19 protein-coding genes and 5 pseudogenes are annotated in these 26,650 nt (G+C 58.1%); 16 read left to right on the top strand and 8 right to left on the bottom strand.

The window, feature by feature from the left end:
• Positions 1-77: 77 nt before the first annotated feature.
• Complete coding sequence (locus tag ACP2YP_RS33840; RefSeq protein WP_426420568.1) at positions 78-1,457, bottom strand: aspartate aminotransferase family protein; 1,380 nt, start codon at positions 1,455-1,457, stop codon at positions 78-80.
• 847 nt (positions 1,458-2,304) lie between these two features.
• Between ACP2YP_RS33840 and ACP2YP_RS33835 the strand changes: the two are divergent.
• The 9 genes and pseudogenes from ACP2YP_RS33835 to ACP2YP_RS33795 all read left to right on the top strand — a co-directional run bounded on the left by ACP2YP_RS33835 (position 2,305) and on the right by ACP2YP_RS33795 (position 11,830).
• Positions 2,305-2,729, top strand: a pseudogene (locus tag ACP2YP_RS33835) (transposase).
• Positions 2,726-3,229 (top strand): transposase, encoded by a 504-nt coding sequence (locus ACP2YP_RS33830; RefSeq protein WP_426420566.1) that lies wholly within the window; start codon positions 2,726-2,728, stop codon positions 3,227-3,229. Before ACP2YP_RS33835 ends, ACP2YP_RS33830 begins: the two are co-directional and overlap by 4 nt.
• Positions 3,230-4,177: 948 nt before the next feature.
• Positions 4,178-4,681, top strand: coding sequence for an SET domain-containing protein-lysine N-methyltransferase (locus ACP2YP_RS33825; RefSeq protein WP_426420565.1), 504 nt, complete (start codon positions 4,178-4,180; stop codon positions 4,679-4,681).
• Positions 4,682-4,787: 106 nt separating this feature from the next.
• A complete protein-coding gene (locus ACP2YP_RS33820) occupies positions 4,788-5,663 on the top strand; it encodes a DUF2156 domain-containing protein (protein WP_426420563.1) in 876 nt (291 codons plus the stop codon).
• A gap of 657 nt (positions 5,664-6,320) precedes the next feature.
• Complete coding sequence (locus tag ACP2YP_RS33815; RefSeq protein WP_426420561.1) at positions 6,321-7,349, top strand: radical SAM protein; 1,029 nt, start codon at positions 6,321-6,323, stop codon at positions 7,347-7,349.
• A 159-nt stretch (positions 7,350-7,508) separates the two neighbouring features.
• Positions 7,509-8,900, top strand: coding sequence for a hypothetical protein (locus ACP2YP_RS33810; RefSeq protein WP_426420560.1), 1,392 nt, complete (start codon positions 7,509-7,511; stop codon positions 8,898-8,900).
• Positions 8,901-9,060: 160 nt separating this feature from the next.
• The gene (locus ACP2YP_RS33805) at positions 9,061-9,585 is read left to right on the top strand and encodes a hypothetical protein (protein WP_426420558.1); all 525 of its coding nucleotides are present in this window, start codon (positions 9,061-9,063) and stop codon (positions 9,583-9,585) included.
• A gap of 602 nt (positions 9,586-10,187) precedes the next feature.
• Positions 10,188-10,454 carry a hypothetical protein gene (locus tag ACP2YP_RS33800; protein ID WP_426420556.1) on the top strand — a complete coding sequence of 89 codons (267 nt, stop codon included), beginning with the start codon at positions 10,188-10,190 and terminating at the stop codon, positions 10,452-10,454.
• Between the two features lie 608 nt (positions 10,455-11,062).
• Positions 11,063-11,830: an amidohydrolase family protein gene (locus tag ACP2YP_RS33795; protein ID WP_426420554.1), complete on the top strand. Its 768-nt coding sequence runs from the start codon at positions 11,063-11,065 to the stop codon at positions 11,828-11,830.
• Positions 11,831-12,523: 693 nt separating this feature from the next.
• Here ACP2YP_RS33795 and ACP2YP_RS33790 read toward each other — a convergent pair.
• The 3 genes from ACP2YP_RS33790 to ACP2YP_RS33780 form a co-directional block, all read right to left on the bottom strand.
• A complete protein-coding gene (locus ACP2YP_RS33790) occupies positions 12,524-13,432 on the bottom strand; it encodes a LysR family transcriptional regulator (RefSeq protein ID WP_426420552.1) in 909 nt (302 codons plus the stop codon).
• Positions 13,433-13,803: 371 nt separating this feature from the next.
• Complete coding sequence (locus ACP2YP_RS33785) at positions 13,804-14,676, bottom strand: isocitrate lyase/phosphoenolpyruvate mutase family protein (RefSeq protein WP_426420550.1); 873 nt, start codon at positions 14,674-14,676, stop codon at positions 13,804-13,806.
• 12 nt (positions 14,677-14,688) lie between these two features.
• The gene (locus ACP2YP_RS33780; RefSeq protein ID WP_426420548.1) at positions 14,689-15,888 is read right to left on the bottom strand and encodes a pyridoxal phosphate-dependent aminotransferase; all 1,200 of its coding nucleotides are present in this window, start codon (positions 15,886-15,888) and stop codon (positions 14,689-14,691) included.
• A gap of 29 nt (positions 15,889-15,917) precedes the next feature.
• Here ACP2YP_RS33780 and ACP2YP_RS33775 point away from each other — a divergent pair, with 29 nt between their 5' ends.
• A complete protein-coding gene (locus ACP2YP_RS33775; protein ID WP_426420546.1) occupies positions 15,918-16,214 on the top strand; it encodes a hypothetical protein in 297 nt (98 codons plus the stop codon).
• On the opposite strand, the gene ACP2YP_RS33770 is transcribed toward ACP2YP_RS33775, so the two are convergent.
• Positions 16,161-16,946 (bottom strand): class I SAM-dependent methyltransferase, encoded by a 786-nt coding sequence (locus ACP2YP_RS33770; protein WP_426420544.1) that lies wholly within the window; start codon positions 16,944-16,946, stop codon positions 16,161-16,163. The two genes, ACP2YP_RS33775 and ACP2YP_RS33770, sit on opposite strands and share 54 nt — an antisense overlap.
• A gap of 213 nt (positions 16,947-17,159) precedes the next feature.
• Between ACP2YP_RS33770 and ACP2YP_RS33765 the strand changes: the two genes are divergently transcribed.
• The 3 genes and pseudogenes from ACP2YP_RS33765 to ACP2YP_RS33755 form a co-directional block, all read left to right on the top strand.
• A complete protein-coding gene (locus tag ACP2YP_RS33765) occupies positions 17,160-18,116 on the top strand; it encodes a glycosyltransferase family 2 protein (protein WP_426420542.1) in 957 nt (318 codons plus the stop codon).
• Entirely contained in the window at positions 18,113-18,895 is a 783-nt protein-coding gene (locus ACP2YP_RS33760; RefSeq protein WP_426420540.1) for a methyltransferase domain-containing protein, read from the top strand. The genes ACP2YP_RS33765 and ACP2YP_RS33760 overlap by 4 nt, the downstream gene beginning before the upstream one ends.
• Positions 18,896-18,976: 81 nt before the next feature.
• Positions 18,977-19,234 (top strand): annotated as a pseudogene (locus ACP2YP_RS33755) (transposase); the annotation flags it as partial.
• Positions 19,235-19,236: 2 nt separating this feature from the next.
• On the opposite strand, the pseudogene ACP2YP_RS33750 reads toward ACP2YP_RS33755, so the two are convergent.
• Positions 19,237-20,416, bottom strand: a pseudogene (locus tag ACP2YP_RS33750) (IS110 family transposase).
• A 225-nt stretch (positions 20,417-20,641) separates the two neighbouring features.
• Here ACP2YP_RS33750 and ACP2YP_RS33745 point away from each other — a divergent pair.
• Positions 20,642-21,517 (top strand): annotated as a pseudogene (locus ACP2YP_RS33745) (IS3 family transposase); the annotation flags it as partial.
• Positions 21,518-21,900: 383 nt separating this feature from the next.
• On the opposite strand, the gene ACP2YP_RS33740 reads toward ACP2YP_RS33745, so the two are convergent.
• Positions 21,901-23,775: a hypothetical protein gene (locus ACP2YP_RS33740; RefSeq protein ID WP_426420539.1), complete on the bottom strand. Its 1,875-nt coding sequence runs from the start codon at positions 23,773-23,775 to the stop codon at positions 21,901-21,903.
• A 133-nt stretch (positions 23,776-23,908) separates the two neighbouring features.
• On the opposite strand from ACP2YP_RS33740, the pseudogene ACP2YP_RS33735 reads away from it, so the two are divergent.
• Positions 23,909-24,066: pseudogene (locus ACP2YP_RS33735) on the top strand (transposase); the annotation flags it as partial.
• Positions 24,067-24,758: 692 nt separating this feature from the next.
• Entirely contained in the window at positions 24,759-26,111 is a 1,353-nt protein-coding gene (locus ACP2YP_RS33730) for an LLM class flavin-dependent oxidoreductase (RefSeq protein ID WP_426420537.1), read from the top strand.
• Between the two features lie 299 nt (positions 26,112-26,410).
• Here ACP2YP_RS33730 and ACP2YP_RS33725 read toward each other — a convergent pair whose 3' ends face one another.
• The gene (locus ACP2YP_RS33725; protein WP_426420535.1) at positions 26,411-26,641 is read right to left on the bottom strand and encodes an isocitrate lyase/phosphoenolpyruvate mutase family protein; all 231 of its coding nucleotides are present in this window, start codon (positions 26,639-26,641) and stop codon (positions 26,411-26,413) included.
• Between the last annotated feature and the right edge of the window lie 9 nt (positions 26,642-26,650).

The following is a 26,650-nucleotide window of genomic DNA, read 5'->3' as shown; positions in this document are numbered from 1 at the left end:
ATTCATTGCAAGCAACTAAACGCTCGCAAGGCTTGTGATGGCTATGGTACCTAGGAGTCCATTACAGCCTGCCGAGCTTATGTACTGGCAAACACGGCATTGACTGCATCTGCGGTGTTCTTAATGATGATATCGGCTTCGTCCTTTGTTAAGCAGAGCGGTGGGGCGAGCCCGAGAATATCGCCCTGCGGCAAGGCCCGGCCGATTACACCACGCTCAAGCAGGGCGGCGGCGACCTGTTGACCAACTTTCTTGGATGGATCGAAGAATGCACGGTCATCCCTGTCTTCGACAAATTCGACCGCCGCCATCAGCCCGTCTCCGCGCACCTCACCGACGTTTCGGTGACCCTCGAGCACCTCGGTCAGCGCCGCGCGGAGATAGGAGCCAATCTCGCGAGCATTAGCGATCAAGCCCATCTCATCGATCAGTTGGAGATTTGCAATGCCGGCTGCAGCGCAGATCGGATGGGCGGAATACGTCCAGCCATGACCAATCATGCCGAGTTGATCGGAGCCTTTCACGAGAACCTGCCAAATCTTGTCAGAGACGATGACGCCCGATAACGGCGCGTAACCGGAGGTCAGGCCTTTTGAGATGGCGATCAAGTCTGGCCTAATGCCGTAATGGTCTGAGCCAAACATTGTCCCTAGACGGCCGAAGCCGGTGACGACTTCGTCCGCGATGAGTAGAATATCGTACTTATCTAACACCGACTGCACCTTCTTCCAGTAGCCGGTGGGCGGGGGAACGATGCCGCCAGCACCTAAGATCGGCTCCCCGATAAACGCCGCAACTGTATCGGGACCCTCGGCTATGATCATCTCTTCGAGCTTGTCGGCGCAGGCCTGAGCGAACTGCTCCTCGCTCATGGTCAAGTCGGTGCGGCGGAAATAGCAGGGCGTCTCAGTGTGCAGAATTGGCGCACGCGGCAGGTCGAAGGCGTTGTGGTACAGTTTAAGTCCTGTCAGCGACCCGGTCATCACGCTTGAGCCATGATAGCCGCGCCAGCGGGAGATGATCTTCTTTTTCTCCGGTCGACCAAGCACGTTATTGTAGTACCATGTCAGTTTGATACTTGTCTCGTTCGCGTCAGAGCCAGATAGGCCGAAATAGACGCGGCTCATGCCTCCCGGCGCACGGTCTATAATCATCTTAGATAGGGTAATGGGGGCTTCCGTGCCATGGCCGATATAGGCGTGATAGTAGGCGAGTTTCTTCGCTTGCTTTGCAATCGCCTCGGCTATCTTCTGGCGGCCGTATCCAACATGCACGCAAAAAAGGCCCGCAAAGGCGTCGAGACTGGTTCGGCCGGAGGTATCGGTGATGTAGACCCCCTCGCCACTGCCGATCACGCGCGTTGGGATTTCACCTCTCGCATGAGCGCCAGCATGTGTTGCGGGGTGGAAGAAGTGATCGCGGTCCCAAGGGCCGAGTTCGTTAGACCTGTCGCACATTCGCTGCTTATTCTCCTATGCTGCATGTCAGAGGGCACCGAGCTAAGGTATCTTAGCTGTTGGCGCGGCGTGAACCCACCAGGGTTAGTAGGTTTGCTCGATGTGCGCCCGACCGTTGGCCTACTGTCCTCGTCGCATTGTTTGTTCAGCAGTCAATCATCCCAGACAGCTGACGCTTCTCCGCCCCACGGGTCATGATAACCAGCGGAAGGTCTCCACCTGGCTAAGCATGGCTAGCGTGCGATACAGCCCGGTATGAACGGATCGGTGGAGGTAGAACAATGGCCAATGCCTTGCTTGATGCTAGACTGGAAGGTGATTCCTATCCTCGCCTCAAGGTGATCACAGGGGGACGTAGCCGCCGACGATGAACGTGCGAGGAAAGGCCCGGATCGTGGTGGAGACCTTTGGAAGCGGTGTGAGCATCTCCGAGGCAGCGCGGCGCAACGCGTTCCCCCACGGGCTGCTCACGTGAGCAAGGCACTGAGCTTTTGTGCCAATTCAAATTGGTGCCGAGAGCGCCGGACCAGCCGACGGGGATATTTCGCCGGACCGGGATCAACGCACCGCCTGCCAAAGCCTGTGGAGTAATCGAGAATGAGCTGAGTGGGGCATCCGGAGGCCGTGTCCCCAGCGATGGTGTAGCTCGGTAGAGCAAAGCCGTCCGTACGCGCGCCCTCAAATAGCGCCGTATCGCGCGGGCGGCTTTGCGGTGGTCACCGGCAGTTCTCCGGTAGGATCGGGTTGCGGCACGCCAACGCAACCGAGGAACTACCGATAACCGACAATATGATGAACCTCCGCACGCTCGTGGAGAAGACCCCCCGATGCCGATTTGCTGCGCGAGATGATCGGCTTTGCCGCCCAACGGCTGATGGAGTTGGAAGTCGAAGGCCAGACCGGGGCGGGCTACGGCGAGAAGAGCGGCGAGCGTCTGGCCCAGCGCAACGGCTACCGTGACCGAACCTGGGAGACCCGCGCCGGCACGTCGAACCGCGGATCCCCACGCTGCGCAAGGGCTCCTACTTCCCGGGCTTCCTGGAGCCGCGCCGCATGGCCGAGAAGGCGCTTACGGCCGTGGTGCAGGAAGCCTACGTGCAGGGCGTCTCGACCCGCCCCGTGGACGACCTGGTGCAGGGGATGGGAATGAGCGGCATCTCCAAGAGCCAGGTGAGCCGGCTGTGCGTTGAGATCTACGACAAGGTGAGGGCGTTCCTCGCCCGCCGATCGAGGGCGACTGGCCGTATCTCTGGATCGACGTCACTTACGTGAAGGTGCGCCAGCAGGGCCGCATTGTCTCGGTTGCGCTGATCGTTGCGGTCGGCGTCAATAGCGACGGCCGGCGCGAAGTTCTCGGCATGGACATCGGCCCCCTTCCAGGCCGAGACGTGCCGGACGGCGTTCCTGCGCAAGCTCGCCCGCCGCGCCATGCGTGGTGTCAAACTCGTCGTGGCCAAGGTGCTCAACGCCACCCTTGCCGCGTCCACTTCATGCGCAATGCGCTGGCGCATGCCGGCAAGAGCGGCCGGCGCTTCGTATCCGCCTTCATCGCCACTGCGTTCGCCCAGGACGATGTCGAGGCCGCAAAGGCGCAGTGGCGGAAGGTCGCCGATCAGCTCCGCCCCGAGCTGCCCAAGCTTGCCGGCTTCCTCGACGAAGCCGAGACCGACGTGCTGGCCTATATGACCTTCTCGCCGCAGCATCGTACCAAGCTGCACTTGACCAACCGATCGAGCGTCTCAACGACGAGATCAAACGGCGCACCGAGGTAGTCGAAAGGCGACAGCTTAGTTGCTACCATCACCCGCACAGTTCCGGACGAGAAGATTGCCGAACGCCTTCAGTGCACGGACAACGTCGCAATCAACACTGCGTCCGCCCCCGGGCACGGACTGTAGCGCGCTCGGCTCGAATTTCGGAGGCCCCTACACTACCTTACGGCCCGCTCGCTAGCGCGCATCGGCAGAAGTCGCAAGTAGTGCCGTGGTCTCTGCCACTGTAGGTGCACAGCGGATTGACAGTTTTCGGCACTGGTAGCGGGCGTGCCTGCCAGCGCGATGTGAACAATTGTTGCGGTTTCCCCCTTGCCGGCGGGCACTGTCGGAAATGACTACGCTTGGCGCCAGCGCCTCCTCCGGAATCCGGGCTTGTCGTCCTTAGGAAACCACGACGTCGCGCCGCCTCCGTGATCACGTCAGCCGACTAAGGTCTGACTTAAGCGATGGTCAAGCATAGACGCAGATCGATCGCCTAAGACATCCTGAATCTGCCGCATCGCAGATCGTAAAAGACGCGGTGGGAGCCGTGCGACGCTTACTGAGCCGCGGCGTGCAACAGGGTCCGAGGCCTCGACGAAATCGACGCTTTGAGACTTTCCGAAATCATCCAGTTTCGGTATTCCAGACTTCCTTGGATCGGCGAAGGCTACCGAATGATGGCGGTCGGTCTGCACATTTTTTGACAGCTCGGGTTGTGTCGCAATAGAGGTCGTCAGGCTGACCCGCGCAGCCGCAGACATTCCTAAGCACTTAAGTTCCGCCAGCGCAGGCGCGCGCCCACGGCAATATCGGCTATCAGAGTTGATGGGTTGCCAGGACAGGCGCAACGCCGTTTAGATTGATCCATCGCTGGCGGGGGATGATGAAGACAGCAGTGAGGCGGTAAAGCCGTAGGCAGCCAACTTCGCGCCGACTGTCGGGGAGCCAAAGAGAGTTCGCAGCATGACTTCGAATAACTACGTTCACGAGACAAGTGCTTGGCTCTTCGTTGGGTCATCGAATATAAATGGATTTGGTCTTTTTTCGAGGAGATCAATATCGAGCGGCGCTGTTGTAGGAAGACTCGGCGGAGCTGTGCTAGGGACGGCCAACAAGAGAACCATACAGATTGATCGTCATCGACATCTTTGTAGTGGTCACATTGACTTTGTTAATCATAGTTGTCGCCCCAACGCCTACGTCATGGTCGTCTCCGAAATTGTCGTTCTGAATGCTATCGAGGCGATCGCTGGCGAGAGCGATGAAATAACGATAGACTACAATTGCTCGGAGTACTCTCTCGCCGAGAGCTTCATGTGCCGATGCTGTCAGAACCCGAATTATATTGCTGGATACCGGAATCTGATACAGACCAACCAGAATGATTACTTGCGTCGCATAAACCAGTTTGCGCTGCCGCATCTCATCCAAATGGAAGAGGCAGCTAAGAGGACGTCGTCCAAGTAAGAATTCTCATTGAGGCCGACTACGAAGGAATTCAGTGCTGCTTGCCGCGATGGGACTCGTAGTAGACGCCTAATGGTCGGGGAGCACTGGCAGGAGGCGCGGTGCTATGAAGTGTATCTTGGATGCGATGCAGCCGATATCGATGTCTCAGAAGACGATCTTCGATCGATATTTTGCGGAATTCCCGCCTAGATGCTGCGAAATGACATTTGCGAACATTTTTTGCTGGGCCGACGTAAAACATCACCAGGTTTGTGTTTATCGAGATCATCTCCTAGTATCGTATCAACGTAAATCGGACAGCGAATTGCGGTTCTTTCCTCCGATAGGAGAGCATCCAGAAGAGATAATGCGTGAGCTTCTGCCTGGGCTTAGGACTTACCGATGGGTGCGTATCCCATCTCCCCTTTCTGACGATCTTTCGCAAAACGCGTGCGTCGTATTCGATCGCGACAATAGTGACTACTACTACAAGGTCGACGAGTTGATAACGTTGAAGGGCAAGAAGTTCGAAGGCAAAAGAAATCTCGTCAAGCGATTTGCTAATCTTAGTCCGACTGTGCGGACGCTGCAGGCTCGCGATGCAACTGAGTGCATTGAGCTTCAGGAGAGATGGCTAAGCGAGCAAGATGCTGGCCGAGAATCGGCAGAAGAGGAGACCGTCGCCGTTAAAGTCGCTCTCCAGCACCTTGATTTGCTGCCGCTAAAGGGAGTGGTGGTCGAGATAAGCGGGACGCTCGCGGGTTTCGCCATTGGCGAGCGGCTCAACTCGACCATGTTTGTGGAACACCACGAGAAAGCCGACCGAGAGTTCAAAGGCGCCTATGAGTACGTCCTTCACGCACTCGCAGGCGAAATAGGAGCCGAAGCAACGTTCCTTAATCGAGGGCAAGATCTCGGTAGTCCAGGTTTGCGCCAGGCGAAGCTCAGCTGGCGTCCAGCAGGAGTTGTGGAAAAGTTCACCCTTATGGTAGGTTCCTAAAACTCAAGCAACTCTTCCCCGGCGACCTTCTTCAGGATATCAGCAGTGGCCAGCGGCTCGACGGCGCCATCCGCCTTCATCAGGATGCCACGTCGATGCCCACGGCGAGCGCGGTGCGGATCGCCTCCGAGGCCTGCGCTAGACCAATAGAGACTGCCACGATTCGGTCGCCCTGCCGCCTTCCTTCAGGCGCGCAGCGCTTCCTCGATCGTCATCTCGTCGAGTGGATTCATCGACTCAAGATTCCGACGGCCACAGCAACGTGGCGCAACGGGCCATTCTGCCGGAGCCGACCTTGGAGGCGGAGTTCACTATTCGGGTCGGCCGAGGCGCTGACGTGGTGACGATTTATCGATGGCTGCGCCCGCGGGTCCGAAGCAGCTCGATATCAGGGGCGCGCCCTTGTCCGTTCCACTGAGCGTCTCCCTGCGATTCGGTCATTGACTGAAGGATGGTCTTTTCGGTCCTGCTAAAATTAAGTCGGCTTGTAGTGGGCGGGCAGTGGCGCATCTGTCTGAAACCAAGCGCGGTTAATGTGTAAAAGCCGCCAAGCTGTTTGGATCGCGACATTGCGCCCTCAAGGTCGTCAGCGATTCGGCGCGTCGCGGTGGCATAAATCCTGCTGCAACTCTTCTGGGAGAAAGCTAGGAGGATGCCATGCCAAGCGACCATCCGCTACCCATTGTCTTCAACCACGCGAGAATTTGCGTATCCTTCTACTGCAATCTTCATTGCGAGCACTGCTATGTTCCTGAAGAGTATCGGGATCAATACAAGCGGCTTTTGGAGCCAACACAACTATCTATCGAGGAGATGATTAATTTCGTCGACCTTCTCGTCGACAAATATTCGCTGAGAAAGGTCTCTTTGACGGGTGGCGAGCCGCTTCTGAAATTGGTGTTTCCGCGCACGGCAGCCCTGATGGCCCATGCGAACAAGCGAGGCCTTCAGGTGCAATTGAACACAGGAGGGCTCGGCCAGGTGCCAATTCCTGATGTGGTTTCGATCTTCGACGATCCCAAGAAGCTAGCGTTCCAGTTCAGCTTTGACGGTGCAAAGCGGGAAACCGTGGACCGCTTCCGGGGCAAGGCGGGTGTTTACGACTCCGCACTCCGGCAGATGGCTGAGGCGGTCAATTGCGGGGTCCTGGTGCAAGCCAGGATGACGGCCAACCGGCACAATATCAGTGAAGCGCTGGATGCCTACCGGCTCCTATCGTCCATCGGCGTTTACTCCTTCCGGACCAAGCCGATGTTCGCCTCAGGTGTTGCCCTTGGCAATGAGGATGCGCTGTTGGGCTCGGCCGATGAAATTCGAGAGCTGCAGGAAGCCCTGATGGGGATTGCTGCGGAGCCCAGCTCATCACGCCTCGAACTGCCGCCCCCGATTTTCGTCGACACGTCGCAGCCGCGGCCAAACGTCAGATATACCGAATGCGACTGTGGTGCGACCGCGGTCTACCTCTCTACGGACGGCGATTTGTATCCCTGCTCCTTCGTCGTCGGGGATCCCGATAGCCGCGAGTTCCTCCTCGGCAATATCCGATCGCCGGAATTCGACCTGGAGAAGGTTTGGCGTACCTCGCCGGCTCTCAAGAAATTTCGGGCGAACAGCGGCTGCGGCCAATGCCCGAGCCAGGTCGCTCTCCTGAAGAATATCGAGAACCGTGCGCTTGCCTGTGCATGACGAAACGATCGATGCCCGGAAGGCGTCTCCATATCAACGGTTCTCGGTACGCGAGGAGGCAGTATCCCACCTTGTCGGCGTCCGCGAGGTCGACCCAGTGTCCGTCCTCATCGTGTCCGAAGTTCTGATTGCGGCAAAAGCGAGAGAGTAACAGAAGGCATGCGAGGAGATATCATCCTTGTTGGGCTCGGTGCTTATGCCCGGGCGAAATATATTCCTCTGATCGAAGATGCCGTCGCCAGCGGTCGAGCAGCTGCGTTCCATGTCGTCGAGCTCGACAGCGTGCGAGGCGATGTGAATGCCTTTTTCCGGACCCGCTCCTGCAAGCCGGCGAGCCTCTCATGGGTACCCGATCTCCGGCGACGGGCGATCTGGTATTCCGGCCATGGGGAGGACGTCCTGACGGCTCTGGCGCGTCCAGGCACGAAAGTGATCGTCGCGACCGAACCCAAGGCTCATTTGGGCTACCTTCGCGCGGCTCTTGGACTTGGCCTTGATTGCCTGGTCGACAAGCCTGTCGTTCTGCCCATGGGGTCGAATGGATTCCCTGCAGCGGACCGTCTGGTTGGTGCGGTAGCCGAGCTCAAGGAGATCTGCGATCGGACTGGCGGCCGTTGCGTGGTCATGACGCCGCGCCGCTACAACGCAGTCTACGAATTGATTGGACGCTATGCGCGGCGCGCCTCCCGAAACCTTGGCACGCCGGTCACCTATATTGGTATCGAGCATCACGCGGGAGTGTGGAACACGGAGGAGGAGATCCTCTCCCGGGAGGACCATCCTTACCGCTACGGCTACGGAATGCTTTGCCATTCCGGTTATCACTACATCGATATTCTCTCCGATCTTCTGGCTCACAATGAGGACCACTTTGGGAGGCTGACGGTCGAGCTGGATGTCCATCGGGCGACCGCCGCTGACCAGGTCGGGCAGATTGGCCCAGACCCGGTGAGCAGGCTTCGCGGCGACGCGCCAGTCGCTCGACTGTTTCCCGCGCCACCGTTCTGGGGTGAGACGGATATTGTCTCGTCCGGAGCCGCAAGGCGTGCCGGAAGCCGCGAGACCGTCTGCCTGTTTCGGCTCGACCTTCTGCAGACCAGCGTGTCGCTTCGCAATTGGCGGCAACTGCCTGCCGATGTTTACAACAAGAACGGACGGTACGGGTCCGAGACCATCCGCTTGAATATCGGTCCCTTCGCAGCGATCGAGGCCAGGATCTTCAAGCGCGCACATTTGAGCACGGAAGCTCATTCGCAACTGAGAAGGGAGGCGCACATCACGCTTTGGCGGAATGCCGGTTTCCTCGGCGGCGCAGCCTTACGCGAACGGCTTTATCCCGCGCGGGACACGCTTGTCCGAAACGCTGATCTGGGCGCTGGCCGCAAAAGGCTGTTTGACGATTGGCTGGCGGGACGGAGCGACAAGAGTTCCCTCGATTCGCACACGCGGACGATATCGCTCTTTGCTCACTATTTGGCAGCGCTCACGACGGATGGAGCGAACAGAGATCAAGCGCCCCCATTACGCACTGTCAGCAAAGTGCCGGCATGAATGTCGTTGCTTCGGCTTCAGCGCGCCGTCGGCATTCTGGGCTCGCCGTGTTCGCCGGAAACGGTCCGACCTTGGCCATCGTTGATGGTGACCGGGAAGGGAAGGCGCTTGGCCGTGGGTACGGCATGCCAGATGTATTTTCCGACCAACTGCGAGACGAATGATGAATGGTGACCGTCACGACGTCCTATTTGACGGTAGCCATCCTCTGCCCAGCAACTACCGGGCGTACAGGCACTCGGTTCATACACGCCTGGTGAAGATCCTTCGGCAGAATCCGGGATGCCGCTTTCTCGAGATCGGCGTAGGGCCGATCTTCAGGCAGCAGCGGTTCAGGGCCATCGACGAGCTCGGCATCGACTATGTGGGCTTGGATTTCGAAGATGTTTGCGCCGAACGCGGGGCCGACCTGGCCGCGGCCGGCATCGCCGATCGAAACATCACCTTTCTGGGAAATCCGTCAGCAACATACTTGTTCAATCTGATCAGGTTGGCAAGAAATCGAGAGACTTTCGACATCATCTATCTCGATGGTAGCCATTCGATCCATGTTGATCTGGCGGCTGCCATCGCAGGAATACGGCTATTGAGGCCTAGTGCTCTGTTCCTTTTCGATCATGTGAGGTTTTTGCTTCGGAAGGAGACATTTAATCCAGACCACAACTCAATATGCGGACGCCAATGAGAACGGGCAGTTGACCGAGGATGAGGCCAGCGAACCTCACGTCACGATCATACTCCGAGACTATCTGATCCCTTTGTTCAGCTTTGAGGTGGAGCGGTCGTGGTCGGATCCTGATTGGATCGCACTCCGAGCGCCCAAATCTGCTCCGTGGATGCGGCTTTGACGGTTCTCCCACGATCGGGCTCCGCGATCGACGTCTGCACCGCCGTCACGAACGAAGCCGGCATGGTTCGCCATCTTGGCACGCCTGAAGTTGCCGTCGTGGTCATTCGAGGCCTTGAACTTGCAAACGTTCCTGGCTGCCGTGTCGTCGTTCTCTTGAAAATCGATGATCGAGCTATGATCAAGGAGCCAGCCGGCAAATTGGCCACCAGCCCGGCACGGCGCGCTTCGCGCTCCCGGCGCCGGCCGAGGGCTGAGGTCGCGCCGCGCTGCAGGCAAGTAGTGCCCCGATGGGCTCGGTCATGGCCTTTCGTTTCTGGTTCACGTGTCCAATTTTTACAAACCCCCGCCTGCGTGCGCTGCTCAATTGAACGAGGCCCCATGCAGCTTCGTGTCGACGGCGTTGATGTCCCGAGCCTGGGTCAGGATGGCATTTGCTGGTGAGTTTGCTGCTGTTATGGCTGACCACTATCTTCGACCTGCCACGCTCAATCGCCGGCCGCTCCAATTCCTGCGGCCATCCGCCTGCCGGAAAGCGAGGGGGGCAGGTGCGATTGCCTTTTCGATCGCCCGCGCAATCACAAATCATGGCGAAGATAGAATTCTCTGGAATCCTGCGTAATGGCGCAAAGATTGCTGGATTTCTGCGTGACTTGATCCTGCGTTGCGAGCTTGAAGCAAAAGGAACTGCTATCCGGATTAGATAATGTGTAAGGCGAGATGGCTAAGGGAGTTCGGTGTCACCAAAGAAGTCATGCTGCACGTATAAATGTCGTGTAGGCCTTACGGTTGGAGTCGACCGCAAGCCTATGACGGCGGCCGGCCACAGCGCACCAATCGAGACAAATGTCGGCGGTGGCATTGGCGGAAGGATGACATTTATACGCACGGAGTTGCGAGCGATCCTGAAGTTAGCTTGCAAGGTATTTGCATCGCGCGAAATGACCATAAGGCCTCAAGGAGCGGGCCTTCCGATGGCGTCACTGCAAGAGAACCGGACTGTCTTGACTTATCTGCATCCCATACGTGTTTTCCGCAACGAGACATACATTGCTGGCCAAATGACCAACAAGAGCATCTGCAGAGCCTGTATTTGCAGTGGCGCGCGAACACTTCGTGTGCGGATCCGGCCCTATCGGTGAGGTCATGGCGGCAGATCTTCATCGCGCGGACGCGCAGCCGGACATCACCGACAGCGTGCTTGAGCAGGAGCTGGAAGTCTCCACTCTCGCGCCGGCATTGAGGATATGGATATGTGTGTGAGCTACGGCCTTTTGATCGTTGTTCCGGCGGAGCTCTGCGGCGAGGGCGCTTCATGAGCATCGACTGCGAGGTGCATGCTTTCAGTCTTAAGAGCAGGCAGGCTGCGCCCATCATCGACGGCTCCATGGAAACGCTGGAAGGCGCCGCGCGCGAATCCAGAATCACTGGGCTGGTCCTGGTCCAGCCTGCCTTCCTGAACGGCGACCCGGCCGAGCTCTTCGCCCAGGCGAGCCAGGCCCGGATGACGGTGAGGCTCATTCCGCCCCTCGTTCAACCGCTGGCGCCTGAGGTGCTGGAGGAGTGGGCTCGATCAGGCGCCGTGGGTTTGGCGCTAACCCTCACCGATCCCGATCCCCTGGCCGAATCCCTTCAAGCCGCCCTCCAGCTGGGCTTCCATCTGGAGGTGTCGGGTGGCCTCGAAGGGCGTGAGCGCCTGGCAGAGCAGCTCCTGGCCGACGGCCATCGACTGGTCTTCCGCGGCTTCGGACTTGCGGATAACGTCCGCGATCCTGCTTGGGATCCACGCCTCGCACGGCTCCTCGCGCTCGCCCAGGGCGCCGAGGTGTGGGTGAAGCTGTCGGGGCTCGGACGCGTCCCAGATGGCTGGGCCCAGGCAGCTGCAGCCAGAATCCTGCAGGACCTCGGGCCGAAACAGCTGCTCTGGGGCTCGGAGTGGCCGCACGTGACGGCCGCCCACGCCTACGCGCCATCCTATGCGCAGACGCTTGAGTGGCTTGAGGAACTCGTCCCAGACGAGGACGGCCGAGGGCGGATCCTTGGCGACACACCTGCCGCCCTCTACCGACTTTCCGCGTCTTAAGACCTGCGTGCCGAAATGACCAAATGAGCATCGTCTACCGGAGCGCGGGCTGGCCGCGGAAAGAAATTTCGCTCAAGGAATTGGCAGATCGAAGCGGTCTATCAAAGCTTTCCGAGAACCCACACCGAGTGCACGGAAAGCCGGTAGAGCGGAAGAGGAAGCCGGCACTGCATAGGTTTGGCTATGGATGCAGACGTGCAGTCTACGGGGGGAGGTTATCTGTTGAGGGGCTGATGACATGTCTGATCGATTTCCAATCTTCGACGTTATCTTGGAACGGCGCAGACGAAGGTGGGTGTGGTCGGTCCGCACGACCGGAGGTACGCTGGTCATGACAGGTTCAAGGAGCAGCCGATCCGCTGCTCGCTATGAAGCCGACCGGGCGCTCTTCTTGATGCTGCTGAGCGCGCCCTATCATTCGCGGCTCTCGGAGCGAATGATCCAGGTTAATCAACAGGCTCGCGCGCGGCGCTCGCTTCCGCCCAAACTTTAGAGTCGCTTGAGACGTTGCGAAATCGCGCGCTGGTAAGCCGGTTCCAGCGGGTCCTGGACTTGGCGGCTGGAGGCCAAGTAACGGCGGTGATGAAGGTTCCCCTCAACCGCCCGAGATGGCTGCCGCTGTGGTTTCGAGGAAGAGCGGTCTCAATAGCGCGGGTTTGCTACTTGAGAGGAGCCGCGATTGCTCACGCGATGTCAGGCGGCTTCGAGGAGGGCAGCCTTTTTGCAAAGACGGACGAGCCACCGGCAAAAAGCCCGAGAGATTTCAGAATTGTCGCTGCGGTCGACGGCGTAGGCGCGATATTGCATGCCGCTGCCAGTCCGTGATCCCGGTACCACGTGCAGAACGCCTCCGCGCACCAAATCGCTGACAACAATTTCGGGCGCCACCAGAAGGCATTTTCCCGTCATGACCGCCGGCAGAGCAAGGTAATTGTGATCGTATCGCGCGCCCGTCTTGACGTCTGCAAAAGTCAGGCTCATCGCCCGCAGCCAGGTGGGCAGGATGTCGGGCCGCGACGTGATGTTCAGAATTGGCATTGAGCGAACGATCGAGAGGTTCTTGCCATTCACGTGACTTGGCGAGCCTACGCAGACGAGTTGCTCGTTGTAGACCTCCCAATCATCGGCCGGTTCGATCATGGAAAGATCGCGCGTAATCAAAACGTCGTAGTCGTCCGACGATGTCGGCTGAGATAGCGAACTCGTGACATCCACGATGACGCCGCCCATCTCAGCGGAAAATGCCTGGAGATTCGGAATCAGAAGCGAGTAGGCGAACGTTGAAAGCGACGTGCGCACCACAATCCGATTGGCGCTTGGGCGAGTCCGCCGGCGCATCCTTTTTGCGGTGAAGCACACTGTGTCCAATGGTTCGGCGACCGTGTTTGCAAAAAGCCTTCCGAATTCCGTCAATTCGCTCCGTTTCCCGCGTCGCGCGATAAGGTCTGTCCCCAGATACTCCTGCAGCACGGCGAGATAGCGGCTGACCGAGCTCTGTGTCACTCCCAGCGCGCTGGCCGCGCGCGTGACGCTTCCTTCTCGCGCAATCGCCACGAACACGCGAATCGCGTTGATCGGCACTTCATCGTCGTCGCTGGCCATCTTCTATTCCGGCGGGTTCTGGGATGTCCGCTGATTTCACGCTGGGCATCGTCAACCGAAGATACTTCATCACATTATTCGATGCTTCTATCCTATTTGATGTTTCTAGCTGGATTGCTGCTTGTGGGCAGCACTTCGCGCACAAAACCTGCGCGGGTTAAACATCGGTACGACCCGTACCGTCAGGCTTCAACACGTCAATTGACCGTCCACCCCCGGAGCCGCATCTCAAGTGCGCCGTGGGAATGGCCGTCGATGCCTCTCCTCGCAATCGACCCACACAGCATCGGCCTCATGATCGCCTGATAGGCGCCGGGACGTCACTTACCGCATTGAAACTTTGACGGATGCGGCTGGAAGGAATGTTGCGTTCAGCGGAGGAACCGAGCTTCAGCGGCCTTAACCTCGTCCATCTTCTGAAGTCTGAAAATCTCCTCCACCGGCAGAATGTCCTTGTGGACGTTCTGGACGCCACCGTCGGCGATGATGCGGCGGAAGGTCTCCTGCATGGCAGTTGCAGCAGCGCGGATGCCATAATTGCCATAGATCATCATGCGCACGTTGCGGAGCGCCTTGACGCGCTCGGCGTCGAGATCCGGGTAGGCGTTCGGAACGATGACCAGCGGCACCGCTCCGGCCCAGGCCCGCGAAAAACTTTCGATCTCGGAAGGATCCTTCTTTTTCGAATGGATCAGGATCATGTCGGCCCCAGCCTTCACATAGGCTTTGGCGCGATCGAGGGCTTCCGCTTCGCCAAGTCCCGCGATCAACGCTTCGGTGCGGGCGATGACGAGAAAATTCGGGTCTCGCCTTGTCGAAACCGCAGCCTCGATCTTGCCTTGAAACTCTTCAATGCGCAGCAGTTCCTGGCGGCCGTCGGCAACAAGGCTGGTCACTTTCGGGAATGTCTTGTCCTCGATAACGACGGCGCTGGCGCCGGCCCGCTCGTATTCGCCGATGGCGTGGATGACATTGATCGCATTACCGTAGCCCGTATCGATGTCGGCGACGATCGGTAGCCTCGTGCGTCCGGCGATCGCCCGCAGCATCTCAAGATGCTGTGTCATCGAGATCAGGCTCATGTCGGGCAGGCCGTAAAGTGCAGACAGCTCGAACCCGGAAGCCCACAGGCCATCAAATCCGGCTTGTTCCGCGAGGATTGCCGAAAACGGGCTATGGGCGGCCATGATGTGGACAAGGGCGGTCTCGGCCATGCGGGCGCGGAGGCGTTTGGCAGCGGACATCGGAGAGATCCTTCAAGATAGCGCCGCGCAGGCCGCGATAATGCGATCGCAGGCGCGCGTGAGGTCCTCAAGCGAGGAAGCAAAGGAGATGCGGATATAGGGCGAGGCCATAAAGCCGCAGCCGGGCACGACGGCCACTGCGAAGGAGTCGAGCAGATACATGGCGAAATCGGTGTCGGTTTCGATCACCTTGCCGTCTGGCGTGCGCTTGCCGATAACACCAACGCAGGAGGGGAACACGTAGAAGGCACCATCTGGTACCCGGCACGAAAGCCCCTCGGCCTGATTCAGCTTGGCGACGACGAGATCGCGGCGCCCGAGAAATGCGCTCGCGAATTCCTTGATGTGGCGCCGGCCGCCGGACAGCGCCTCGATGGCGGCATATTGCGAAATCGAGCTGGTATGCGAAGAGGTCTGGCCCTGGACGAGGTTCATGGCTTTGATGAGCGCCAAAGGTCCCGCGCCGTAACCGACCCGCCAGCCAGTCATCGCGTCGGCCTTGGACACGCCGTTGACCGTCAGTGTGCGCTCATAGAGGTCTGGCGCGACCACGGCCATGGTCGCGAAGGCATCGTTATATGTGAGCTTCTCATAGATGTCGTCGGACAACACGTGGACATGGGGATGCCGGCGCAGCATCACGGCGAGCGCAAGCAACTCGCCTTGGCTGTACACCGCACCGGTCGGATTGCACGGCGAGTTCAGCATCAGCCACTTCGTGTGCGGCGTGATCGCCGCTTCCAACGCCTCGGGGCGCAGCTTGAATCCATGGAATTCACTGCACGCGACGAGAACAGGCTTGCCGCCGGCCAGCGCCACCATATCGGGATAGGAGACCCAGCACGGCGCCGGGATCACCACCTCGTCGCCCGGATCGAGACTTGCGAAGAGCGCGTTGAAGACGACCTGCTTGGCGCCGCAGCCCACCGTGATCTGGTCGATACCGTAGTCGAGGCCGTGATCGCGCCCCAGAGTCTTGCGGATCGCCTCGCGCAGCCGCTTGATTCCGGGGACGGGCGTGTATTTCGTCCGTCCGTTGCGGATGGCCTGGATGCCGGCTTCGCCGATCGCGGAGGGCGTGTCGAAATCCGGTTCGCCCTGACTGAGCGTGATGACATCAATGCCCTGATCACGCAATTCGGCGGCGCGAGCCGTCATGGCTTTGGTTTCAGAGGGGCGGACGACGTCGAGGCGGTTTGCAACGAGGGGCAAGCTAGAATGTCCAAGAGCTTAGAAGAAATGTGGACCACCTCTACTCGCTCTCAAACAGCCAAACCAATCAGATTATCGAATTTGTGAATGGAATGATCGAGAGTCGCGATATTTCAATCTGGTCGGCCTGCGCGCTTGCCAAGCTTTGCCTCCCCGGACACGATCTGCCGATCGCCCTCGTGCTGATGGGCCTGCTCCTGCGGCATCAGGTGCTCGCGCTGCCGCCTTTCACCCTCGCTTATCAGCCGGGCATTTTGAACACCTATGTAAGGCTATTCCGGACGATGTGGTGCATGAAGATCTTTGGCGCAGGCGCAGATCAGTGACGTGCCGTAGAAATCCTTCGGCAAAAGTCGGCTTTCCACCCAAAATGCAATTCCCAATAGTGTGTGCAACCAGGCTGCCTTGGGCGCGCCAAGCGCAGTGTCACGCTTCATGCCTAGTTTCTTCAGCAATAGGGCCGCCACATATAACGCATGAAAGAAGTAACTGTAGGATTTTATCGAAAGGCACGATCGAAGCGCCAATTTGCGAAGTTCACTTGCATCGTACCGTAGGTAATGGCGGTAATGTTCATCATAGTTCGACCAGAGCTCTTGCCGCGCTGGCACTGTAATGATCAACAAACGCAGCGCCGGAAAGGCACGAAAAATTGCTTCGATGAATGTCGAGGGCTGCTCGATGTGCTCAAGCACGTCCAAAAGCAGAACCGTGGTGACGCGGTCGTGGAGGTCCTTATCAAGGTCGGCGAAATCTGTGTTCGGAAAGACGAACGGCCTCGCCTCATCCTCGCGGACCGATGGATCGCCTAGATCGCAGCCGTACGCTTCGAACCCGGCTTTTCGCAAGACAGTAACATAATGACCGCGACCAGCGCCAATTTCGAGCAGCGTATCACTAAGGCCACAATACGTGTGGACATAGCTCTTCACAATGGCGGCCCGAGCGCGGTGCCAATAATGCCGCTCATAACCGGGCGGATAGGCTTCATCGAACTCATTGTCCGAAAATTCGCTGCCTATTTGTCGATGGCCGGAGACGCTCACTTCATCAATCATCGGAGACCTGCATCGCGCATGAGCTGCGCGAAAAGAACTATATCCGGGTTAGGAAAAAGACGGAAGATCCAGGCGCAAGGTGAAGTTTCATACCTTCAGGGCGAATTTTGAGCCCCGATGAGCTGACTTCGCGTACCTACCATACCTGAGTGGTGAAGTTTGAAGGCTGATGAGCTAAACGCGGGCGCTCCCCCTAAGTGTTTGCGGTCCCCTATGGAACTTTCTCGGATATGCGACATCGATCTGTCAATAGTCGTGCCTTGCTTCAACGAGGTCTTGGGCCTCCACGAGCTAGTTCGGCGTTGCTGTCGTAGTGCGGCGACTGCGGTTGGCGAGAGCTACGAGCTTATTCTGATAGATGATGGCTCCACAGACGGAACTTGGGAGGCCATGTTCTCCTTGACCGTCCACCAAAACGTTGTGGCGATCAAACTTTCACGCAATTACGGCCATCAAGTCGCGCTTACGGCTGGGCTCGCTGCAGTTCGCGGACGAGCTGTCCTCATAATCGATGCGGACTTACAGGATCCTCCGGAGCTTCTATCCAAAATGCTTCAGATAATGAAGGAGACCTCTGCCGACGTTGTGTACGGCCAACGAAATAGCCGTGCTGGTGAGACCTGGCTTAAGACATGGACCGCGCGAATCTTTTATCGGCTTCTAGAGCGCTCGACGGATGGTTCGATTCCCGTTGACACGGGAGATTTCAGATTGATGTCTCGCAGGATAGCCGACATCATTGCGCAAATGCCGGAGCGGGACCGCTTCATTCGCGGGATGGTTGCATCGATTGGTTTCAAGCAGATCGCATTCGCGTATGATCGACAGGAACGGTATGCCGGCTCCACGAAATATCCCCTCGCCAAAATGGTTAGGTTCGCGACAGATGCGTTTCTTGGATATTCGATGGTCCTGCTGCGGTTCTCATCGGTCGTCGCCCTCGGCTTGCTGGTTGCATTTGGCGGAGTGGCCGTCTATTCGCTCTACGCTTGGATTTACCTAGCAGTCGTGCCTGGATGGACAAGTCTTATGCTGTCGATCATCGTCGTGTCCTTTTTTCAACTGGTCGCCTTGAGCATCATAGGCGAATATGTTGGACGGATCTATCTCAGCACTAAGAATCGGCCACTGTTCATCGTGGACTCAATCGCCCGAGGTCGCAGCGAGTGAACAAGTTGCACGAATATACAGACGAATTTTTTGAATCTATTGAGCGCGGCTCGATTGTTTCGGCCAAGTGCTTTGCCGACTTTATTGTGCCGCTGCTTGATATTACTTCTGTCCTTGATGTCGGTTGCGGAAGGGGAGCTTGGTTACGCGAGTGGAGAAATTCAGGTGTTACAATAGCGCGAGGAGTGGACGGACCTTACGTGCGTGAGGACTCTCTTTTGATTCCCGCGACTGATTTTCGTGCGATCGATCTTTCACAACGATTCAATATCGGGGAAAGATACGATCTAGTCACCTGTCTGGAAGTCGCGGAGCACTTACCGCCGAGTTCCTCGATGGAGTTGATCAATTCTTTGGTGGCGCACTCAGAGCTCATACTGTTTTCCGCGGCAACTCCAGGCCAAGGCGGGGAAAATCACATCAATGAGCGACCTCTATCCTTCTGGCAAGCAGCATTTGCCAAGCACGGTTACTCCGCCTTTGATATCATTCGCAAACGTTTCGGAAGGGATCTACGCGTCGAGCCGTGGTACCGCTTCAATTCGATCCTGTATGCTGCCCCTGCACGGGCAGGTGCTCTTCCGCGATCTTTCCTTGAAACCCTGGTTGCAGACACGCCCATCCCAGAGATCGGTAATCTCTCTTGGTTCGCGCGACGGTCTCTTCTCCGCCTTCTCCCCGTCCAAACTGTTACTATGCTAGCGAAGTGGAACTATCGACGCCTGTGCAGTACGTATCAGGCGCGCGCTGCAAGGATCACGGGGACGCAGAACCAGTGAGCTGGACCCGGAAATCTGAACATTGCGATAAGTGGAGTTTCTGCCTGAATGCGGCGATAGTTGCCGTACACAGGAGCGACGATGAGCAGACGATCCCGCCGAACACATTCCCCGACCTTCAAGGCGAAAGTGGCACTGGCCGCCATCAAGGGCGATCGAACGCTGGCGCAGTTGGCCGCGCATTTTGATGTCCACCCCAATCAGATTACGGCGTGGAAGGCCCAACTGGAGGGCGGCGCCTCTGACGTTTTCGGGGCGGGTCCCGCGGCATCGACCGCGCCGACCGTCGACATGAAGTCGCTACACGCCAAAATCGGGGAACTGACGCTGGAGAACGATTCCTAAGAAACGGCTGCGCTGGGTGCCGGCTCCATGGGCTGGAGAACAAAGCCGAACACCTTGGCACGTCGATGCAGATTATCGATCACCCGCGTGCGATAGCGGGTTTCATAGAACGATGCGCCGGGATCGACGTACTCCATTCCGTGACGCACAGCGTTATAGAATAGCACGGCAATCTTGCGCGCCGTGGCGGTCACCGCCTTGGCCTTGCCGATGCGTGCGGAGAGCCGCCGATAGAATGCGCCCAGCGCGGTGTCGGTCCGTCCAACAGTTACGGCCGCAAGGCGCAGGAGCGCCGCGGCCCGGCTCCCGCAACGGCGTGTTCGTGACGAGAGCACCTTCCCGCCGGAGATCTTATTGCTCGGCGCCAATCCTAGCCATGAGGTGAAGTGTTTTGCACTTGCCCACGCGGAGAGGTCGTCGCCGCATTCAGCGATCAGCTTCAGCGAGAGGTAGGGGCCGAGGCCGTCGATCTGCGTGATGTCCTTTCCGAGCAACGCGAAGAGTGCCGCGCGGACATCGAAGGCCAGTCCGTTCGCTTGATCGGATCTCGGCCGGCTTGGGGACAGCAATGAATCTGATCTGCGACCGCGACAGATGCTGAGCTCCTTCAATACGGCTTCGATCCGGGCGTCGCAGGCAGACACCTTCTCGTGGTAGGCGTCGTAGAGGGAGAGTGCCTGCTCCAGCGCAAACAGGTGCTCGGAGCGGTAGCTGCCGGTGAGCGCCTTCTCGATCGTCTCAGCGCTGACGTACGTACGCACGCAGCTCGGCGATCTGGCCTTTGGGCCGAAAGCTGGCACGAAGCAGACCGTAGGAATATAGCCGCTGTAGCCACTGTGCATCGCTGACGTCGGTCTTGCGTCCGGGCACGTGCTTGGCATCGCGCGCATTGACGAGGAATACGGTAAAGCCACGGGCGTCGAGGAGTTCGAAAAATGGAATCCAGTAGACGCTGGTCGATTCCATAACGACCGTCTCGACGCCGCATTCCCTAAACCAGCTGACCAGGCGATGTGGATCGGCCGTGAAGGTACCGAAGCTGCGCACGGGCTCAGGCGTGCGATCTGGCATTACGGCAGCCATGTGCATAGTCGCCCCAACGTCGATGGCCGCCGCGTTCGAGTGGATCATCGGCATCATGCGGTCGATTTTGGGTTTCGAGGTTTTCCGGTTCATCTCCAATCCTCCTACTGACATCGGAAGGGCTGGGTTGCGCTATTGGTCAAATTCCTAAACGGGATCGCCGGATGGCGTCACCACTCTCAAGTGCGCAACAACCCATGGACCATGTTTTTTAACGGGGTGACATGCCACCAAAATCGTGACGGCCGCTCCCTTCCGGCCGAAGTCCTAGCAGCCACCCGTTTCTATCCCACAGGGGGCGCGTAGCGCCGAGACTAGTTTTTTAGAGGGCGCGCTCACCAAGGCGGGATTGCTGAGCGCAAAGCGATGATCGACCGTGAGCGCGATCTGTCGATCACCAGGCAGGCGGAAGTTTTGAAGATCAGTCGCGGCGCTGTTTACTATCTGCCGCGTCCGGTGCCGTCTGCCGACCTCGCGATCATGCAGCGGCTCGACCGGCTGCATCTGGAGTATCCTTTCGCCGGTTCGCGAATGTTGCGAGGCCTGCTGGCTGCCGAGGGGTGCAAGATCGGCCGCCGGCATGTCAAAACGCTGATGCGATGGATGGGAATAGAAGCGCTGTACCGCCGTCCGCGCACCACCAAGCCCGAGCCCGGCCACAAGATCTATCCATACCTGCTGCGCGGCATGGAGATCACGCGCCCGAACCAGGTCTGGGCGATGGACATCACGTATATCCCGATGGCGCGTGGCTTCGTGTATCTCGCCGTCGTGCTGGACTGGGCGACCCGCCGGGTTCTGCCGTGGCGGCTCTCGATCACGATGGAGGCGGCGTTCTGCGTCGAGATATTGGAGGATGCTCTGGCCCGTCACGGCAAGCCAGAAGTCTTCAACACCGACCAGGGCTCGCAGTTCACCAGCGCGGCCTTTACCGGCACTCTCGCGGGCAACAGCATCGCCATCAGCATGGATGGTCGTGGGGCCTGGCGGGACAACGTGTTCGTCGAGCGGTTGTGGCGCAGCGTCAAGTACGAGGAGGTTTACCTGCGTGCCTACGACAGCGTGTCCGACGCCCGCGCCTCGATCGGCCGATACCTCGACTTTTACAATGGCCGGCGTCCACACTCGAGCCTTGACGGCGGCACACCGGATCAAGCCTACTTCAACCCGCTGCCAACCCGCATGGTGGCTTAACCCCGGCAGACGCTCCACTTATCGATGCGGAGATTCTGTTCAGATAACCGGGACCAGCTCAGTCTCCCATACCATCACCATAAGTGAAGCAGAAGGCGTCTTCATCGGTCAGGTAACTTGCAACTCGCTTGAGCCGACCGCCAGTCATTGTCGTCTCGCCGGTATTGGCCAGCGTCACCTTCCAAGGTTCGGTACGTGCTGGCGAACTTCCATGCGGCTATTGTCATGTCAAAGGTGATATCCGACACGTACCGGAAGTAGTTGGCGAAAGTATTCCTTGATCAGATTGCCCTTGTAGCCGCAGCAGATGACCAAATCTTTCATGCCAGGTGCGAGTAGATTTTGAGGATGTGCCGTAGAATCGGCCCTGCCGCCGAGTTGGCTCATTCCTGGCTAGCCGGCCGCTGTCTCCTGGCTTCACGGCAGGATTGCTGCGCCTGCGCGGCGGGACGTACGGGCTTCAACAAGAACTGCCTGTAAGCATCCGGATGAGGCCCATCATTGACGGGGGTTTCGAACGTAGCGGCGGCAACATAGTCCACCTGCCCGGCTCCGAAAGAGGCCATGACACTGGCTTCGTCAAAACGATGCGGGCCCTCTGGCTCGATCAGTACCCACGCCTTGGCTAGATCGGCGCAGTTCTCAAGTCCGAGTGCTTCCACCGCAGCCGCGTTACCGCCGGAGTATGGCACGACAGGCCATGGTTGACCAAAATGCGCTTCGGTACTTTCCCATGGCCCGATCAGCCATGGTAGACCGAGCGCTCGCGTCTCGAGCACAAACAGCAGGCCCGGCGACCAGCCAGTGAGATCGACCACAGGGCTACCGGCTTCGAGGCCGGCCGCACGAGCCTGGGATCTGGCCGTGGCTAGATAGTCGTGGAGGGGTTGCGAGAGCACCAATTTTCCACCACCGGGCATGGGCGTGACAGCGGTATAAGCGCGCAGATCTTTCACCTGACCCAACGGCTTGAGAATGGCGGCATTGATCACTGATGCAGTGAGCAACTGTGCTAACACCGTAAGGGACAGTAGTGTGGCGACGCTGCGTTCCTGTTGCGCAAGAGGACTTAGGAAGGCAACGACCGCGAGCATCCAGAACAAGGCGGCCTTCGCACCAGCGAACCAGTAGTTGAGATTGGAGCCGAGCGCAGACACGTGCGGCAAGACCAAAAAGGTTATCGCTAGTGCGACGCTGCTGGGCGTTTGGGCGCGCAGAATCAATCCCCCACGATAGAACATCGCGCCAAGGCATGTGAAGGCCGGCACGAGGAACAGCATCGAAGGCTTGATGCTGATCGGATCGGCCCCCAGCAGGGCAATCGCTATTGTTAAGATCAACACCGCAGCGAGAGCGAGCGATGGGAGCAACTTGTGCGTAGACCCCACGAGAATACTAAGCAAAAGGGCTATTGCTATTAACACAGCGATAGCGAGTTGCCCGCGACTGATGGCGAGCCAGTCAATCCGAAACATGAATGACACCTCGTGCCTGGCACCCAGCAGAATTTCCAAATCAGCGCTGTTGACCATACGGATCACCAACCCGGTGATGCCGCGGTCGATCAAATAGGCGGTAACGATTAGCAGAACGAGAGCGACCAGCGCTGCGCCAAGCATGGGCAGCAGCGACTTTCGGCGCAAAACGACGACATAGAGTATAACGAGGAGGGCAATGGCCGCAGCGGTGGTCGGCTTGGCCATGAAGCAGCACCAGCCGCCAACGGCGATCAGTATCCAACCCAAGACCTGGCGGGCGCGCCCTGGCCGATCGGCTAGCAGCAAGCCGATCATCACCATCAAGAGCGATTGAAAGGTCAGTGTGTTATAGTTGGGGGTAAGCAGCCAGAGGTGAAAGGCGACTAACGCCAGGCTGGCGATCCCTGCCGATAGCACCGCCGCATGCGGCCAGCTCACTGTCCAGAGGCGCCGGATCACAAGGAAACTGAGAATCCAGCCCAGCGCCATGGTAAGCGTGATGTTCACCATGCGAAGCACTGCGATGTCACCACCCGCCCACTGATACGGCCAGTGATAGACGAAGCCAAAAAGGGACGGCGGCGAATTGATTGCGTAGGGGAACGGGTTCGCCATGGAGTTGAGGTATGAACCTTCGGAGCTGAGATAAAGTCCGTAACTGCTGTAGTATAGCAGCCAAGCGAAAAGGATTGCTGTGGTCACGGCGGACAGAGCCAGCAAAGTCCGATCCAGCAAGACCGACAACGTCCTTCCGTTGGCAAAGTGATTATCCTTTGGCATAGGCTCCTTCCTGCCAGCCTAAAAAGCGAGGCCCGTTCCAATTGATATTGTCCTTGAGGTTTTATAACTGACCTTGGCTTGCGCAATCTCCTGCCAAAAATGGTAGAGTCGATCACCTCGGAGCGGGATGGAAATAAAGCTGAGCCGGTTCACGGAAGAACGGATCGTGGGGATCTTACGGGATCAGGAAGCCGGGTGACGACGGGCGACGTGTGCCGCAAACACGGGATCAGCAGCGCAGCCTTATACAAACGGAAAGCCAAATACGACGGGCTGGATGCCAATCATTCGGCCTGCAAAAATTGAACACGATGAAGTAATTGCGGTCGATGCCCGCGGCACGAAAGGTCCGCTATCTTAGAGCCTTCGCAATCTCACGAATCGGAGGGGGCTATAGTGCTCCATGCCAACAGCTCAGAATTCGGGAGCATTTGTGGCAATGCAATCGCGGCTCCCATCCAGATTGCCGCGCTAGGTCCTGCTCATCGGGGCGCGTGGACCGCACCATTCTATAGCGGGAATGCAACCATTTTCGTCCGGTCAACTACCAACGCTGGCAATTGATTCAGGTAACAAGAGCTTGTCACCTATGGTGGGTGGTTAGAGTCGGTCAAACGTTGCTGAAGCGAGACGCTTAGCCTCTGCTTTCAGCCCGTTGGGATTTGAAGGGTTCGGAAGAGGCGATGAGCCGGTGCGTTCACGAGATTATATCGCTCTAGCAGATCTCGGCACGGATAAGCGGTGCCTGCTTTCTGCGGCAGTCTTTCTCTCGGAGCTTAAACAGAAGGTGAACTTTGACCATCCTCGGGACGCTTTTGTCGGAGCGCCCCCTCAACTTTGGCCTCATAGGAGGTGCAGCGGAGCGACTTCGCCGGAAGGCAGAGCCGTCGAGAGTTTTGGTAGGTCGAGCCTCTGTGGTGCCAATGAGAAAGACTAAGCAGCATGAACGCTATGCACAAGGATAATTCAAACGGAGGTACGGGATGCGGCGCAATGATGAAATGAAGCTCGGAGTGATGCTCCAGTCGGTGGGATATCACGAAGGTGCATGGCGCGATCCGAACGTGCCAGCGAACGGCGGAGTCAATATCGACAATTATGCTCACCTGGCAGCACTTGCTGAAGGTGCGGCATTTCACTTCATATTTCTCGCTGATCACCCAAGCGTTTTAGCACGAAATGACGCACATCTAGCTCGTGTAAGTCGAAACGAGGAGTTCGAGCCGCTCACACTGTTGTCGGCGCTTTCATCGAGAACTCAAGCCATCGGCCTTGTCGCGACAGCGACGACGACTTATCATCAACCTTATCATCTCGCACGCATGTTCGCCTCACTTGACCACCTATCGCGGGGACGTGCGGCTTGGAACATTGTGACCTCGGGACATGACTCCGAAGCCCAAAATTTCGGCGACGAGACACTTCCGAATCACGATACTCGCTATGCTAGAGCGAGAGAATTCGTAGACGTTGTCAAGGGGCTTTGGGACACATGGGAAGACGACGCTTTTATTCGCGACAAGCAGAGTGGTATTTTTGCTGACACCACGAAGCTACATTTGATTAACCACCAAGGGAACTACTTATCAGTCAGGGGCCCATTGAATATCGCAAGGCCGCCACAAGGGTATCCGGTGTTGATTCAGGCTGGCGCTTCCGATGTCGGAAGACGGTTCGCCGCGGAAGTCGGCGAGGTCGTGTTCACCGCCGAGCCGTCTCTAGAAAACGGTAAACGATACTATGCAGCTCTCAAAGAGAGAGCGCGCGCCTTCGGGCGGGAGGACGATCAGGTGCTAGTTATGCCAGGCATTGTCCCAATCGTTGGGAGGACGAAGCAAGAAGCGTCTGAGAAGCTTCAAAGACTACAGTCGTATACACACATCGATGTACAAATTGGATTGGCAGAGCGTTTGTTAAACGCCGACCTGCGTTCAATGGATCTCGACTCACTGGTCCCCGAGACCTTACCGCAGACGAATCTTATTCAGAGCCGCCAAAAGCTGCTACTCGATCTCGCCGCACGCCAAAAATTGACCTGGAGACAACTGATCCGCCTGGTGTCGGATGGCAAAGGCCATCTTACGGTTGTTGGAACACCGGACGAAATTGCCGAAGTCATGGTGGATACATTTGATCAACATGCGGCCGACGGATTCAACGTAATGCCGGTGACTTTCCCCGGGGAGCTCAAGGATTTTGTTGAGCTCGTCGTGCCCGAATTACGTCGACGAGGCAAATTCAGATCTGAATATTCCGGACAGACACTGAGAGAGAATCTCGGTCTCAAGCGGCCACTCAATCGGTTCACGCAAGCAGGTGCAGGCAGTCGCCCCTGAAAGAGTGTCAGAGAGCCGTTGAGCCGGACGGGGCTTTTGGTGCCGAGGTGGTCTCGAGATTGCTAGCTAGCTTTCGGGGCTGGAGGGTCGAAAGCTTGCAGTGTCACTTTCGAGAATCCCTCGACCCGCCGCCACGATTGCGTGCGCACAGCGGGAAAAATTATAGGATCGAAGAAGCCGGACATGACCGGGAAGGCGATCTGTTTCGTGCCTGCGAGATTTCCAACAGCTTTGGCACGTTCGCTTTCCGACATCGTACCAACAAAAGCCTGCAGTAACCGCTGCGGCTCCGGATGGCCTCATTGTGGCTTCCGTCCGGCGATCGCCCGCAGCATGTCGAGATGCTGTGTCATCGAGATCAGGCTCAGGTCCGGCAATTTATACAACGCTGACACTCCGAAGCCGGAAGCCCACAGACCATCGTACCCGGCCTCTTGTGCGAGGACCGCCGAAAGCGGGCTGTGAGCGGCCATGATGTGGAGAAGGCTCGTCTCGGCCACGCGGGCGCGCAGGCGTTTGGCTGGAGACATCGGAAAGAC

The organism is Bradyrhizobium genosp. A (assembly GCF_049949275.1).
In the GTDB taxonomy this organism is placed as follows: Bacteria; Pseudomonadota; Alphaproteobacteria; order Rhizobiales; family Xanthobacteraceae; genus Bradyrhizobium.
Note: the sequence above shows the minus strand (reverse complement) of the source record. Positions and strands in the feature narration are given on the sequence as shown.

Bases quoted from the DNA above. Each gene is read 5' to 3' on its own strand.
- ACP2YP_RS33730 (WP_426420537.1), top strand. From the start codon at position 24,759: ATGCGGCGCAATGATGAAATGAAGCTCGGAGTGATGCTCCAGTCGGTG.
- ACP2YP_RS33740 (WP_426420539.1), bottom strand. From the start codon at position 23,775: ATGCCAAAGGATAATCACTTTGCCAACGGAAGGACGTTGTCGGTCTTG.
- ACP2YP_RS33770 (WP_426420544.1), bottom strand. From the start codon at position 16,946: ATGATTGATGAAGTGAGCGTCTCCGGCCATCGACAAATAGGCAGCGAA.
- ACP2YP_RS33795 (WP_426420554.1), top strand. From the start codon at position 11,063: ATGAGCATCGACTGCGAGGTGCATGCTTTCAGTCTTAAGAGCAGGCAG.
- ACP2YP_RS33785 (WP_426420550.1), bottom strand. From the start codon at position 14,676: ATGTCCGCTGCCAAACGCCTCCGCGCCCGCATGGCCGAGACCGCCCTT.
- ACP2YP_RS33825 (WP_426420565.1), top strand. From the start codon at position 4,178: ATGACTTCGAATAACTACGTTCACGAGACAAGTGCTTGGCTCTTCGTT.
- ACP2YP_RS33765 (WP_426420542.1), top strand. From the start codon at position 17,160: ATGGAACTTTCTCGGATATGCGACATCGATCTGTCAATAGTCGTGCCT.
- ACP2YP_RS33815 (WP_426420561.1), top strand. From the start codon at position 6,321: ATGCCAAGCGACCATCCGCTACCCATTGTCTTCAACCACGCGAGAATT.
- ACP2YP_RS33725 (WP_426420535.1), bottom strand. From the start codon at position 26,641: ATGTCTCCAGCCAAACGCCTGCGCGCCCGCGTGGCCGAGACGAGCCTT.
- ACP2YP_RS33820 (WP_426420563.1), top strand. From the start codon at position 4,788: ATGAAGTGTATCTTGGATGCGATGCAGCCGATATCGATGTCTCAGAAG.
- ACP2YP_RS33790 (WP_426420552.1), bottom strand. From the start codon at position 13,432: ATGGCCAGCGACGACGATGAAGTGCCGATCAACGCGATTCGCGTGTTC.
- ACP2YP_RS33840 (WP_426420568.1), bottom strand. From the start codon at position 1,457: ATGTGCGACAGGTCTAACGAACTCGGCCCTTGGGACCGCGATCACTTC.
- ACP2YP_RS33810 (WP_426420560.1), top strand. From the start codon at position 7,509: ATGCGAGGAGATATCATCCTTGTTGGGCTCGGTGCTTATGCCCGGGCG.
- ACP2YP_RS33805 (WP_426420558.1), top strand. From the start codon at position 9,061: ATGATGAATGGTGACCGTCACGACGTCCTATTTGACGGTAGCCATCCT.